Origin of the sequence: Mesoflavibacter sp. (assembly GCF_964226795.1) — a bacterium.
GTDB lineage: Bacteria > Bacteroidota > Bacteroidia > Flavobacteriales > Flavobacteriaceae > Mesoflavibacter > Mesoflavibacter zeaxanthinifaciens.
The window spans coordinates 129687-143428 of the sequence record NZ_CAXQQP010000008.1; the positions used below are offsets into that span (position 1 = coordinate 129687).

A 13742-nucleotide genomic window follows, 5' to 3' on the forward strand; every position below is an offset into this window, starting at 1 on the left:
CGTTTTAACGGAACATAAAAATATGATTAAGAACGATTTATTTTTAAGAGCATTAAAAGGAGAAACCGTAGAACGTCCACCAGTTTGGATGATGCGTCAAGCAGGTCGTTACCTTCCAGAATTTATGGAAATTAAAGCCAAATACGATTTCTTTACACGTTGTCAAACACCAGAATTAGCAAGCGAAATTACCGTACAACCTATACGTCGTTACGGTATGGATGCAGCTATTTTATTTAGTGATATTTTAGTAATTCCTCAAGCCATGAATATTGAGGTACAAATGAAACCTAATTTTGGTCCCTATTTACCAAATCCAATACGCACACAACAAGATGTAGACAATGTAATTGTACCAGACGTTACAGAAGCATTAGACTACGTATACCAAGCTATAAAAGCAACCAAAGAAAAACTTAATGACGAAATTCCGTTAATAGGTTTTGCAGGTTCACCATGGACAATTTTATGTTACTGTGTACAAGGACAAGGCAGCAAAAACTTTGACAAAGCCAAAAAATTCTGTTTTACAAATCCAGTTGCAGCACATCAAATGCTTCAAAAGATAACAGATACAACCATTGCTTACTTAAAAGAAAAAGTAAAAGCAGGCTGTAACGCTGTACAAGTGTTTGATTCTTGGGGCGGAATGCTTTCTCCTGAAGATTATCAAGAATTTTCATGGAAATACATTCAACAAATCATAGATGCCTTAAAAGACGATGCTCCAGTAATTGCATTTGGTAAAGGTTGCTGGTTTGCATTAGACGTTATGGCAAAATCTGGCGCATCTGCTTTAGGTGTAGATTGGACGTGCTCACCAAGAAACGCGCGTTATTTAACTGGTAATAACATTACTTTACAAGGTAATTTTGATCCAACACGATTATATTCTTCACCAGAAAAAATTAAAACTATGGTGACAGATATGATTAATCAATTTGGTAAAGATAAATACATCGTTAATTTAGGTCATGGTATTTTACCAGATATACCTTTAGAAAACGCAAAAGCATTTATAGATGCTGTAAAAAACTATAAAGCTTAAAATTTTTAAGGTGTTACCTACTTTTTTAGTAACAATTAGTCATAAATTTCAACTAATAGAAGTAAAAAAGTAGGTCGCGCTTTCACTACTCGCTCTCTGCGAGGAGCTCAAACAAACCGTTCAATCGCTAACGTGTCAAGGAGAGCGTAGTCAAAGCACAACTTTTTAAACTAAAGTTATGATAAAACACATACTACAAGGGTTACAAGGTTATGCAGGAGCTTTTGGCTTAATTTCAAAATTAAAACTCTGGAAATATTTTTTCATTCCCATCATCATTAGCTTTGTAACAGCTATAATTATTAGTGTTTTAGCTTACGGATTATCAGATAACATTGGAAATTTTATTGCAAAAATATGGTTTTGGGATTGGGGAAAAGAAACCTTTACAACCATTTCTTCTTTTATTGGTGGTTTTGTAGTCGTTGCTTTAGGCTTAATTCTTTACAGACATATCATTATGGCACTTTCTGCACCATTTATGAGTCCAGTTTCAGAAAAAATTGAAGCACATTTAACAGGCATTCAACAACACCAACATCGTAACACATCGTTTTCAGAGCAATTATCTAGAGGTATCAAAATAAACCTTAGAAATTTAACTAGAGAATTACTACTAACCATACCAATATTATTAATTAGTTTTATTCCTGTAATTGGCATAATATCAGGTATATTACTATTTTTAACACAAGCCTATTACGCTGGTTTTGGTAATATGGATTACACCTTAGAAAGACATTTTAAGTATAAAGAAAGTATAAGTTTTGTTAGACGTTATCGTGGTATTGCAATAGGTAATGGTATTGTTTTTATGTTACTACTTTTAATCCCTATTTTTGGTATCATATTAGTATTACCTTTGTCTGTTACTGCTGCGTCTTTAAAAACTGTACAAGTGATTAATGCCGAAAAATTAAGCCATTAAAATGAATTTAAGATTTGACAACTTTGAAATCAATCCAATCCATAACGGTGACGCTTGGGAATTATGCGATTTTATGGTTGCAAATCAAGATAGGTTAAAACGCTTTTTTCCTAAAACATTAGCTCAAAATTTAACTCCAACGTTATCTCAATTATTTGTCGATAAAAAAGTAAAACAGTTTAATAATAAAGAAGAATTTCTATTTACAATAAAACAATCTGAGTCAAGAGAATTAGCAGGTGTAGTCTATATAAAAGAGCTAAATTGGAACATAAAACAAGGGGAATTTGCCTACTGCATTGGTTATCCTTTTGAAGGAAAAAACATTACCTCTAAAGCGGTTAAATGTTTAAGCGAATTTGCATTTACCCAATTGCATTTAAACACCTTACAAATTATAGTTCATAAAGATAATATTGGAAGCGTAAAAGTCGCCGAGAATACTAATTTTAAATGGATTAAAACTTTAAAAAACGAATTTACTCCAAATGGCGAAAAGCCATTAGACATGGAATTATACGAATTACATAATGAAACATAAATTTTATCAATACATACAAGACTTACAAAACACAATTACTGCTGGCTTAGAGGCTATAGATGGAAAAGCCAAATTTGAAGAAGACATTTGGGTTAGACCAGAAGGTGGCGGCGGACGTACACGCGTGATCCAAAACGGAAATGTGTTTGAAAAAGGCGGTGTCAATATTTCTGGTGTACACGGTAAATTACCAGATAGTATGCAAAAGTATTTTGGTGTAGAAGATGCCGATTTTTTTGCATGTGGTTTAAGTCTTGTTATTCACCCAAAAAGTCCAATGGTGCCAACGGTACACGCTAATTGGCGCTATTTTGAAATGTATGACCAAGACGGAAATATTGTAGACCAATGGTTTGGCGGCGGACAAGATTTAACGCCTTATTACCTTTTTGAAGAAGATGCGAAACATTTTCATCAAGTGTGTAAAACAGCTTGCGATAAACACAATCCAGAGTTTTATCCAAAATACAAAGCCCGTTGCGACGAGTATTTTTATAATACACATCGTAACGAAGCACGAGGAATTGGTGGATTATTTTTTGACTACTGTAAAGCAACAGAAAAAATGAGCATGGAAAACTGGTACAATTTTGTAACCGAAGTTGGTAATAGTTTCCTTGAAGCTTATCTTCCTATAGTAGAAAAGCGTAAAGAATTACCATACACAAAAGCACAACGCGATTGGCAAGAAATACGTCGTGGTCGTTATGTGGAATTCAATTTAGTACATGATAAAGGCACTTTGTTTGGTTTAAAAACTAACGGACGTATAGAAAGTATTTTAATGAGTCTTCCGCCACATGTACAATGGGTTTACGACCATAATCCAGAAGACGGTAGTGACGAAGCTAAATTGTTAGACGTATTAAAAAACCCTAAAAACTGGGTATAAGTTATGGATTGCTATTGCGGATCTCAAAAATCCTATAAAGAGTGCTGCGAAATCTTTCATAAAAATGGAGGTAAAACAGAAACTGCAGAACAATTAATGCGTTCAAGATATTCTGCTTTTGTATTAGCAAATGGCGATTATTTAATGCAAACACATCATAAAAGTACAAGACCTACAAAAGACAAGAAAAATATCGAAAAATGGGCAAAATCTGTTCAATGGATAAAATTAGAAGTATTAGAAAGTACTGTAGATACAGTAAAATTTAATGCGTTCTTTTTTGAAAACGGAAAACCAGATGTTATCCATGAAAATTCTAAATTTGTAAAAGAAAATAACCATTGGTATTATCTGGGTTTTGCAAAATAAATCATTTAAGTAAATACTTAAAAAAAACAATTACATGTATCCTTTAAGAAGAAACAGAAGACTAAGAACTAACGAGGCAATAAGAAGCTTAGTTAGAGAAACTATTATATCTCCAAACGATTTTTTAGTACCACTTTTTGTGGTAGAAGGTAAAGGCGTAAAAGAAGAAATTGCATCTATGCCAAACTACTATCGTTACAGCTTAGATTTATTAGAAAATGAAGTCAAAGAATTATGGAATTTAGGCTTAAAGTCGGTATTACTATTTGTAAAAGTACCTGATAACTTAAAAGATAATAAAGGAACCGAAGCTTTAAATCCAGATGGATTAATGCAACGCGCTATCAAAACGGTAAAAAACGTGTGTCCTGATATGTTGGTGATGACGGATGTAGCTTTAGATCCATTTTCATCTTACGGTCATGATGGTATTGTAGACAACGGACAAATTATTAATGATGATACTGCTGAAGTTTTAGCAGAAATGAGTGTCTCTCATGCAGAAGCTGGAGCAGATTTTGTTGCGCCAAGCGATATGATGGATGGTCGTATTTTAACCATTCGTGAAGCTTTGGAAGACGAAGGTTTTATCAACACAGGTATTATGAGTTATTCTGCTAAATATGCATCTGCATTTTATGGACCATTTCGTGATGCGTTAGACTCTGCTCCAGTAGACATGGTTGATGTACCAAAAGACAAAAAAACCTACCAAATGGATTATGCTAACCGTTTTGAAGCCATAAGAGAAACCGAAATGGATATAGACGAAGGTGCAGATATTGTTATGGTAAAACCAGGATTATGCTACTTAGATATTGTACGTGAGATTAAAAACGAAGTTGATGTTCCTGTAGCTGTATATCAAGTCTCTGGTGAGTATGCAATGCTTAAAGCTGCTGCCGAAAAAGGTTGGCTAGATCACGATGCTGTTATGCTAGAACAAGTTACAGCAATAAAACGTGCTGGCGCAGACATCATTGCCTCTTATTTTGCTAAGGATGTTGTAAAATTATTATCGTAACTTAGCATAAACTTAAACTAAAAAACCCATGGGATTACTCCTTTTTTACGCTTTTATATCAATCTTCTTTTCATTTTTATGTTCTATTCTAGAGGCTGTTTTACTAAGTATAACTCCTACTTTTATTAATGTAAAAAAACAAGAAGGTAAACATTATGCTGAAGATTTAGAATCATTAAAAAAAGACGTAGATCGTCCATTAATAGCCATTTTAACACTTAACACTATTGCACATACAGTTGGAGCAATATTAGTTGGTGTTCAAGCAAAAGCAGCCTATGCAGAACTTTATGGTTCTGAAATAAAATCGTTTTTAGGCATTAAATTTACAGAAGATGTTATGGTTGGTGTAGTATCATCAATTATGACAGTTTTAATATTAGTAGCTTCAGAGATTATTCCAAAAACCATAGGCGCAACGTATTGGAAAAAGCTAGCTAACTTTACTACAAAAGCACTTCATATATTAATATTTCCGCTTAAATGGACAGGAATATTATGGATCTTACAACTTACCACAAAGTTAATTGGCGGTAAAGGTCATCATGGAAGCGTACTAAGTCGTGAAGATTTTCATGCAATGACAGATATGGCTCACGAAGAAGGTGTATTTCAAGAAAACGAAAGTAAAATTATAAAAAATCTTTTAACCTTTAAAGATGTAATGGCTAAAGATGTCATGACGCCAAGAACCGTTATGAAAACCGAAAGCGATGCCACATCTGTAGAAGACTTTTTTAATAAAAACCTAAACCTTCGTTTTTCAAGAATTCCTATTTATACCGATGCAGAAGACAACATTAAAGGATTAGTTTTAAAAGACGAAATCTTCAAGGAAATGGCTTTAGGTAATGGTACAAAAAAGCTAGCAGATTTAAGAAGAGATATTATTATTGTAGAAAGAAATTTACCAATACCAACACTTTTTGAAAAATTAGTAGAAACCAGAAACCACATGGCTTTAGTTGTTGACGAATACGGAAGTGTTAGTGGTTTAGTAACTATGGAAGACGTTATAGAAACGCTTTTAGGACTTGAAATTATGGACGAAAGTGATAACGTTTCAGATCTTCAACATTTAGCAAGAAAAAGTTGGGAAGCACGTGCTAAAAAACTAGGAATTATAGAAAACGAAAATTAATGGAAACCTGCTACATCAATTCACCTTTAGGAGTCACTAAAATCGAAGGTGATGTAGATGGTTTAATGTCAATTTCGGTATTAAATAATAATGAAAAACTAACCGATATCATTCCAGAAGTCTTACAAGACTGCGTTTATCAACTTAACGAGTATTTTGAGGGTAAACGACAAACCTTCAGTTTAAAATTGAATCCGCAAGGCACAGATTTTCAACAAAAAGTTTGGAAAGCTTTGCAAACTATTCCTTACGGTACAACAACAACTTACCTTAAATTATCACAACAATTAGGCGATGTAAAAGCTATTAGAGCTGTTGCAAACGCCAATGGTAAAAATCCGCTATGGATTGTTATTCCTTGTCATCGCGTAATTGGCAGTGATGGAAGTTTAACAGGTTATGCTGGCGGATTGCACCGTAAGCAATGGTTGTTAGAGCATGAAAGTCCGTACAAACAACAAACTTTATTTTAATGTATAAAACAGCGACACAGATTTTAACTCGTTTTTTAAAACCTTCAACTATTTACAAATATGGTTTTAATTGGTCGCCAATGTATAGACGTACTACAGCAAAAATAATTTCTGTAAGTGATAATTTACATTACGTAAAAATTAAAATGTCTTTAAATTGGAAAAACCGAAACTATGCTGGTTCTATATTTGGAGGAAGCATGCTTGCAGCAACAGATCCAATTTATATGATACAACTAATTCAAATACTTGGTAACGATTACGTTATTTGGGATAAAGCTGTTACTGCACGATATAAACGACCAGCAAAAGGGACAATTTATGGCGAATTTATTTTTGATAAAAATGAAATCCTTGATTTAAAATCTCAACTAGAACAAACGCCTCAAGTAGATATGATAAAGACCATGCAATTAGTGAACAATAAAGGAGAAACAATTGCCGAATTTGATAAAACTTTATACATCGCTACAAAGACGTTTTACAAAGAAAAAATTGCGTCAAGAAACGCAAAGAAAAAAACTAACTAGAATTTATTTATATTTAATTTTTCTAAACTAACTTTCTAAAATGAGAATCTTAAAAAAAACTTTAAAAGTAATAATCATACTTTTTGCACTAATAATTGCAACCCTTTACATTACCGATACAGACTATTTAATAAAAGCTGTACGTACTATCTATCTACGTGGTTATACTACTGCATTTTTAGATGATTATAAGCGTTTTGACAATGCAACAATAGATATTAGCCAACCTCAACCATGGACTAATCATAAAGACTATAATACTGTTAAACCTACCAAAAAGCTTGAGAAAATAAACAAACAAAATAAAACTATAGCTTACGTTATTATAAAAAATGACAGCATTTGGTTTGAGAAATACTATGATGGCTATGATGAAAACTCAAAATCAAACTCATTCTCTATGGCAAAAAGCTATGTATCTGCTATGTTAGGTAAAGCTATTATGGAAGGTCATATAAAAAGTCTAGATCAACCAGTTTGTGATTTTTTACCAGCTTTTTGCGATGGTAAAGCAGCGCAAATGACGGTTGGAGATTTATCTTCAATGAGTTCTGGAACCAATTGGGACGAAGCTTACTACTCGCCTTTATCCATCACTACGCGTGCTTATTTTGATGACGATCTAGCAAAAGTAATTAATGGTTTAAAGGTTGTTAATCAACCAGGACAAGCCTTTAAATACGCAAGTGGTGATACACAAATGCTAGCTATGGTTATAGAAAAAGCAACAGGTAAAAAACTATACGACTATTTAGAAGAAAGCTTTTGGAAACCTTTAGGTAGCGAAAACCAAACCCTTTGGCAATTAGACAGCGAAGCACATGATTTAGTAAAAGCCTACTGTTGTATTGCTAGCAATGCTAAAGATTTTGCACGTTTAGGAAAACTATATAAAGATCATGGTAAATGGAACGGACAACAAGTTTTAGATTCGGCATTTATAGCAAAATCGGTAACACCTAGATTTAAAGAAAGTCCAGAATACGGTTACGGTTGGTGGTTAAAAAAGGTAGGAGACAAATCCTTTTTTATGATGCGCGGTCATTTAGGTCAATACGTTATTGTAGAGCCAGAAGACAACGTAATTATTGTAAGACTCGGACATAGCAAAGGACCTGGTGACGCTGTAGCTACTTTTACACCAGATATTTCAATTTACATTGAAGAAGCTTATAAAATGTTGGAGAATGATTAACAAACTCAATCTAGAACACATATTATTTTTAGATATTGAAACCGTTCCAGAAACGCAACATTTTTCTGATTTAGATGCTACTAAACAAGCGCTTTGGGAACACAAATCGCAATACCAACGTAAAGACGATTTTACCGCAGAAGAATTTTATGAACGTGCAGGTATTTGGGCAGAGTTTGGTAAAATTATATGTATTTCGGTTGGTTATTTTAAAATTCATGGTGATACAAGAGTGTTTAGAACAACCTCATTTTATGGTGAAGAACAACAACTTTTACAAGATTTTAAAAACCTGCTTACTACGCATTTTAGTCACGCAAAACATCTACTTTGTGCGCACAATGGTAAGGAATTTGACTTCCCGTATATTGCAAGGCGCATGATTATAAACAATATGGAATTGCCATATAAACTTAACCTTTTTGGTAAAAAACCTTGGGAAGTACCGCATCTTGATACTTTAGAATTATGGAAATTTGGCGACTATAAAACCTATACTTCACTTAAATTATTAACTAATGTTTTAGGCATACCTTCACCAAAAGATGATATTGATGGTAGCGAAGTATTTAGAGTGTATTATGAAGAAAATAATATAGACAGAATCATTACCTATTGCGAAAAAGACACTATTGCTGTAGCACAAATATTATTGCGTTTAAGAGGTGATAATTTATTAGAAGAAGATGAAATACTTCATGTTTAAAATCTTTATTCAAAATTAAAGTTGTCAGATCGAGCGCATTGTCAGGTCGAGCGCAGTCGAGACCTTATTCTATTTAACCCTAGACAAGATTTGAGGTAACTGAAAATAAAAAAATCCAGAGCTTTCACTCTGGATTTTATAGTTTAATGGTTGGTTGATTAGTTAAGGGATTATTCTTTTATAAATCGTTTGATTTTAGATTTCTCACCAATATTTACTTGTAAAATATAAACACCAGCATCAAACTTAGACACATCAATATTAGACGTAAACTTACCTTTTAATACCGTTTGACCTAACATATTTTTAATTTCGTAAGTCTGAGCTTCAAAACCAATTAGTTCGATATTTAAAGATTGTTTAACTGGATTTGGATATACCAAAAATTGGTTGTTAGATTGGCTTGAAGATGTTACAGTACTAGTAAATGACTTAGCATTATTTGTTAAACAGAAGTTTGTAGTTTCACTACTAGTAAATGATCCACCTGAAGCTAATGTAGCACCAGTATCTGTATTTGTTAAGGTATACGAACCATTTCCGTATGAGCAGCAAATACCATCTCCGTAAGCATCTGTAATTGTAAAGTTATAACAACCATCATCTAAACATCCAATAGGAATATTTAAAGTAGAACCATCTGCTTGTGATCCATAAGTACCACCAGATGCAACTGTTTGACCTGAGTTATTAGTTAATGTCCAAGCGGTTTCTTCTGGATAGTTATCAAAAGTAATTGATAATGTTACATTAGAACAACCTGCATTACCGCCACCAGAAGTAGATAGGTTAACAGCATCTACCGCCATATCACCTTGCCAAGTTGTACCAGTTACACCATTAAAACGTAATTGAACAGTACCACCAACATAAGCACTTAAATCAACAGTAGCTGTTTGCCAAGAGTTACCTTGGTTACCAGATTGGCTCCAAACATTAGTCCAACTTGCTCCGTTATTATCACTTGCTTGTAAAGCTAAACTTCCCATAGAAGTTGCGCCGTACATATGATAATCAAAACTAAAAGTTGCTTGTGACTCTGCACTTAAATCAAAACAAGGTGAGTTTAAAATTGCTCTTTTTGTCGAGTAATTTGGTGAAGAAGACTCCATATACACATAATATGTTCCAGCACTTGCGCTAGATGGTCCTGTGTTGCTTGAAGGCGTTCCGTTGGCATCAACAGTCCAGTTAAAATCATCTGATGTTGATTGCGTCCAAGCACCTAAAGTATTTTCAAAACTTTCAGAATAAGGGAAAGCACTAATACCACCAGAACAAGATCCTGTTGTTGGTTGTGTAACAATTACTGTTCTTGTCACTTGTGAAGCAGCGTTTCCTGCTGAGTCACTAACATTGTAAAATCTTGTGTAAGTTCCTGCTGTGTTTGTATTAACAGTTCCTGTTATGACAATGTTTGAAGAAATGTCTCCATCTTCATTATCTGTAGCAGTTGCACCTAATTCAGTATAAGTATCTCCAACTTCTAAATTAATTGTAGATGCTCCAGTTAATGTAATTACCGGTGGCGTTGTATCTGGTGTTCCTGTTATAATGTTAACCGTATAATCTTCAACTTCACCATAAGAGAATGCCTCACAAGATGTTGGTATACCGTTATATTTCATAGAAACTCTCATTCTTGTTGCTCCGTTAGTTGCAGATGCTGGCACTGTAAAGCTTCCACTAACCGGTGAAGTTTGTGTTGCTGCATTGGTCCAAACTTGCTCACCAGAATCTGTAAAATCACCATCTTGGTTGTAATCAATCCAAACAGAATAACCTTCAGCATAAGTAGTTCCTGTCCAAGTTGGAGTTACTGTTACCGTATAACCAGAACCTTTAGATAAGTCTGTAGAGATACTTGTAAAATCTGAATACGTTTGAGCTCCAGAAGCATTATCAATACTTGCTAATTGTACTCTAGAAATATATTCGTCATTAACATTATTTCCTTGCGACGCACAATATTGTGGACCTGTTTGACAAGGCGCGCAAGATCCGCCACAGTCTACACCAGTTTCGTCGCCATTTTGTACACCATCACTACATGTTGGTTGTGGTGCAGCACCACATTTATCTGATAAGGCAAGACTTCTTCTTACTCCGCCAGCTTCTAGAACAGCACGCATGCGGTTTTTTTGACCTTGCGTGAATAAGTTCATACAAGAATCGTCTGAGTAATCCATGTAGTTTTGTGGCATATCTGTAGATCCACAAGACGTTTGTCCAGTTGGACAACCATAATTAGCGGTTTGGTGCGTTGGTGTGTCACTTACAAAATCGTTACCACAATTAGCATCTCCCCAAATGTGTCTTAAGTTTAAGTAATGCCCAACCTCATGTGTTGTTGTTCTACCACCATCAAAAGGTGCAGAAACGCTACCTACACGACCAAAATAGTTATATGCCATTACAACACCATCTGTTGCAGCATTACCACCTGGAAATTGTGCGTATCCTAATATAGTACTTCCTCCACTTGTCATTCTTGGAACAATCCACATATTAAGATATTGACTTGTGTCCCAAGGATCTACTCCGCCAGTAGAAGAACGTTTCATATCATCACTTGTTCCCCAATCCTGTCTAGTTACTTGCTTTCTAGTAATACCAGTTGTAGCATTTCCGTTAGGATCTACAGTTACTAGACAGAATTGTATCTCGGTATCTGCAGCTTGCGACCAAGTGTTATCTGCATCTGGATTTGTCCTTCTAAAATCTTCGTTTAATACATCTAACTGAGATTGTATTTGAGCTACACTAATGTTTTCTGTAGAGTTTCGATACAAAACATGTACTACAACAGGTATGGTTATTACACTACCATCTACCCTATTGGTATTGTTTTGCATTTGCTGTACTTTTGTTTTAGTAAATGCCTCTATTTGAGCCATTCTTTGCTCAAGTTTTGGGTTTTGTTGTTTTCTGTACTCTAAATTTTCCATTGTTGCACAATGACGTTTTTGTGCAAAGGAGAAAGCCACAAAAAACAAACCTAAAATAGTTAATGTAATTTTGTTTTTCATATTTAATGTTTAAAAAAATAGTTAATATTTTATGAATATATTAACAATTATATTAAATACACAACAATAAACTAAAATTATAGTCAAATAACTTACCAAAAGATTATATAAGACTTTACTTACGGTTTTAACCGTATTGCATTGAAAGAATTTGATTACTTTTACCTTAAATGAGCAAAAATTTACTTCAAATAAAAAACCTCTCTATTGGCTTTAAATCTGATAAAGAATTAAAACCAATTATTAAAAACATTTCATACGACATCTTTGAAAATGAAATTGTTGGTGTTGTTGGCGAATCAGGTTCTGGAAAATCTGTTTCTTCTTTAGCAATAATGGGACTATTACCTAAAAAAATAAGTCAAATAACTTCAGGAGAAATTGTTTTTAATAAAACAGAATTAACATCTCTTAATGACAAACAATTTCAAAATATAAGAGGTAACGAGATTGCCATGATTTTTCAAGAACCTATGAGTTCTTTAAATCCATCTATGCGTTGCGGTAAACAAGTCGAGGAAATTTTATTTAAACACACATCATTAAACAAAAAGGAAGTTAAAGCAGAAGTGATTTCACTTTTTGAAAAGGTAAAACTACCAAACCCAAATCGTGCCTACACAGCCTATCCGCATGAAATTTCTGGCGGACAAAAACAACGCGTTATGATAGCTATGGCTATTGCCTGTAAACCTAAATTATTAATTGCAGACGAGCCAACAACAGCACTAGATGTTACCGTACAAAAAGATATTATTTTATTATTGAAAGAACTTCAGCAGGACACAAAAATGAGCATTTTATTTATTACTCATGATTTGTCTTTAATTTCTGAAATTGCGCAACGTGTGTTAGTGATGTATCAAGGTGAAATTGTAGAACAAAACAAAACCAATCTTATTTTTAAACATCCAGAAAACGAATACACCAAAGCACTGATTAAAGCTAGACCTTCTTTAAAAGAAAGGCTTAAACGTCTACCAACCATAAAAGATGTCATGCAAAAGACGGTTTCTAAAGAAACTATTACTGCCGAATTGAGAGCCAAAACACACAAGGAAATCTATAGTAAAACACCGATTCTTGAAGTTGTTAATTTAGAAAAAGAGTACATTTCTAAATCAGGTCTTTTCTCTAAACCAGAAAGTTTTAAAGCTGTCAATAACGTTAGTTTTAAATTATATGAAGGTGAAACTTTAGGTTTGGTAGGCGAATCTGGTTGCGGTAAATCTACCTTAGGAAACGCTATTTTATTGCTTAACAGACCAACATCAGGTCACATTTTTTATAAAGGAAAGGATATTACAATTCTTAATAAAGCTGAAGAAAAAGTATTACGTAAAGACATTCAAATTATTTTTCAAGATCCATTTGCTTCTTTAAATCCGCGTTTAACCGTTGGGCAAGCAATTATGGAACCTATGCAAGTACATAAGCTTTACAACTCAAAATCTGAAAGAACCGAAAAAGCAATAGACATTTTAAACCGTGTAGGCTTAGATGAAAGTGCTTTTAACCGTTATCCACATGAGTTTTCTGGCGGACAACGCCAGCGTATTGGTATAGCACGTACAGTTGCGCTTCAACCAAAACTAATTGTTTGTGACGAGTCTGTTTCTGCATTAGATATTTCTGTACAAGCACAAGTTTTAAATCTTCTTAATGAACTAAAAGAAAACTTTGGCTTTACCTATATTTTTATTTCTCATGATTTAGCAGTTGTTAAATACATGAGTGATCAATTATTAGTTATGAATAAGGGTAAAATTGAAGAACTAGATGATGCAGATGCCATTTATGAATCTCCTAAGAAAGATTACACAAAAAAATTAATAGAAGCTATCCCTAAAGGATTATAGCATAAAT

The 13742-nt window shown here is 33.8% G+C and carries 13 protein-coding genes; 12 read left to right on the forward strand and 1 reads right to left on the reverse strand.

Annotated features, from left to right (window positions below; genetic code table 11):
- The first annotated feature begins 22 nt into the window (after nt 1-22).
- The 11 genes from hemE to ACEQT4_RS07540 all read left to right on the forward strand — a co-directional run bounded on the left by hemE (nt 23) and on the right by ACEQT4_RS07540 (nt 8847).
- Nucleotides 23-1048 carry a uroporphyrinogen decarboxylase gene (gene hemE, locus ACEQT4_RS07490; protein ID WP_027879207.1) on the forward strand — a complete coding sequence of 342 codons (1026 nt, stop codon included), beginning with the start codon at nt 23-25 and terminating at the stop codon, nt 1046-1048.
- Between the two features lie 178 nt (nt 1049-1226).
- The gene (locus tag ACEQT4_RS07495; RefSeq protein ID WP_370226808.1) at nt 1227-1976 is read left to right on the forward strand and encodes an EI24 domain-containing protein; all 750 of its coding nucleotides are present in this window, start codon (nt 1227-1229) and stop codon (nt 1974-1976) included.
- A gap of 1 nt (nt 1977) precedes the next feature.
- On the forward strand, nt 1978-2517 hold the full coding sequence (locus ACEQT4_RS07500) for a GNAT family N-acetyltransferase (RefSeq protein WP_370226809.1): 540 nt from the start codon (nt 1978-1980) through the stop codon (nt 2515-2517).
- Nucleotides 2507-3409 (forward strand): oxygen-dependent coproporphyrinogen oxidase, encoded by a 903-nt coding sequence (hemF, locus tag ACEQT4_RS07505; RefSeq protein WP_370226810.1) that lies wholly within the window; start codon nt 2507-2509, stop codon nt 3407-3409. The genes ACEQT4_RS07500 and hemF overlap by 11 nt, the downstream gene beginning before the upstream one ends.
- A gap of 3 nt (nt 3410-3412) precedes the next feature.
- A complete protein-coding gene (locus ACEQT4_RS07510; protein ID WP_106687986.1) occupies nt 3413-3778 on the forward strand; it encodes a YchJ family protein in 366 nt (121 codons plus the stop codon).
- 34 nt (nt 3779-3812) lie between these two features.
- Complete coding sequence (gene hemB, locus ACEQT4_RS07515; RefSeq protein ID WP_370226812.1) at nt 3813-4802, forward strand: porphobilinogen synthase; 990 nt, start codon at nt 3813-3815, stop codon at nt 4800-4802.
- Between the two features lie 28 nt (nt 4803-4830).
- A complete protein-coding gene (locus ACEQT4_RS07520) occupies nt 4831-5943 on the forward strand; it encodes a CNNM domain-containing protein (RefSeq protein WP_370226813.1) in 1113 nt (370 codons plus the stop codon).
- Nucleotides 5943-6416 carry a methylated-DNA--[protein]-cysteine S-methyltransferase gene (locus tag ACEQT4_RS07525; RefSeq protein WP_370226814.1) on the forward strand — a complete coding sequence of 158 codons (474 nt, stop codon included), beginning with the start codon at nt 5943-5945 and terminating at the stop codon, nt 6414-6416. Before ACEQT4_RS07520 ends, ACEQT4_RS07525 begins: the two co-directional genes overlap by 1 nt.
- Nucleotides 6416-6946, forward strand: a complete 531-nt coding sequence (locus ACEQT4_RS07530) for a DUF4442 domain-containing protein (protein WP_370226816.1) — start codon at nt 6416-6418, stop codon at nt 6944-6946. Before ACEQT4_RS07525 ends, ACEQT4_RS07530 begins: the two co-directional genes overlap by 1 nt.
- A gap of 40 nt (nt 6947-6986) precedes the next feature.
- Complete coding sequence (locus ACEQT4_RS07535) at nt 6987-8141, forward strand: serine hydrolase domain-containing protein (protein ID WP_370226817.1); 1155 nt, start codon at nt 6987-6989, stop codon at nt 8139-8141.
- Complete coding sequence (locus ACEQT4_RS07540) at nt 8134-8847, forward strand: 3'-5' exonuclease (RefSeq protein ID WP_370226819.1); 714 nt, start codon at nt 8134-8136, stop codon at nt 8845-8847. Before ACEQT4_RS07535 ends, ACEQT4_RS07540 begins: the two co-directional genes overlap by 8 nt.
- 170 nt (nt 8848-9017) lie before the next feature.
- Here the strand turns inward: ACEQT4_RS07540 and ACEQT4_RS07545 are convergent, their stop codons facing one another.
- Entirely contained in the window at nt 9018-11876 is a 2859-nt protein-coding gene (locus ACEQT4_RS07545) for a GEVED domain-containing protein (protein ID WP_370226820.1), read from the reverse strand.
- A gap of 170 nt (nt 11877-12046) precedes the next feature.
- Here ACEQT4_RS07545 and ACEQT4_RS07550 point away from each other — a divergent pair, with 170 nt between their 5' ends.
- A complete protein-coding gene (locus tag ACEQT4_RS07550; protein ID WP_370226822.1) occupies nt 12047-13735 on the forward strand; it encodes an ABC transporter ATP-binding protein in 1689 nt (562 codons plus the stop codon).
- The last annotated feature ends 7 nt before the right edge of the window (nt 13736-13742 follow it).

Coding starts and splice junctions, on each gene's coding strand:
- hemE (WP_027879207.1), top strand. CDS start 23: ATGATTAAGAACGATTTATTTTTAAGAGCATTAAAAGGAGAAACCGTA.
- ACEQT4_RS07495 (WP_370226808.1), top strand. CDS start 1,227: ATGATAAAACACATACTACAAGGGTTACAAGGTTATGCAGGAGCTTTT.
- ACEQT4_RS07500 (WP_370226809.1), top strand. CDS start 1,978: ATGAATTTAAGATTTGACAACTTTGAAATCAATCCAATCCATAACGGT.
- hemF (WP_370226810.1), top strand. CDS start 2,507: ATGAAACATAAATTTTATCAATACATACAAGACTTACAAAACACAATT.
- ACEQT4_RS07510 (WP_106687986.1), top strand. CDS start 3,413: ATGGATTGCTATTGCGGATCTCAAAAATCCTATAAAGAGTGCTGCGAA.
- hemB (WP_370226812.1), top strand. CDS start 3,813: ATGTATCCTTTAAGAAGAAACAGAAGACTAAGAACTAACGAGGCAATA.
- ACEQT4_RS07520 (WP_370226813.1), top strand. CDS start 4,831: ATGGGATTACTCCTTTTTTACGCTTTTATATCAATCTTCTTTTCATTT.
- ACEQT4_RS07525 (WP_370226814.1), top strand. CDS start 5,943: ATGGAAACCTGCTACATCAATTCACCTTTAGGAGTCACTAAAATCGAA.
- ACEQT4_RS07530 (WP_370226816.1), top strand. CDS start 6,416: ATGTATAAAACAGCGACACAGATTTTAACTCGTTTTTTAAAACCTTCA.
- ACEQT4_RS07535 (WP_370226817.1), top strand. CDS start 6,987: ATGAGAATCTTAAAAAAAACTTTAAAAGTAATAATCATACTTTTTGCA.
- ACEQT4_RS07540 (WP_370226819.1), top strand. CDS start 8,134: ATGATTAACAAACTCAATCTAGAACACATATTATTTTTAGATATTGAA.
- ACEQT4_RS07545 (WP_370226820.1), bottom strand. CDS start 11,876: ATGAAAAACAAAATTACATTAACTATTTTAGGTTTGTTTTTTGTGGCT.
- ACEQT4_RS07550 (WP_370226822.1), top strand. CDS start 12,047: ATGAGCAAAAATTTACTTCAAATAAAAAACCTCTCTATTGGCTTTAAA.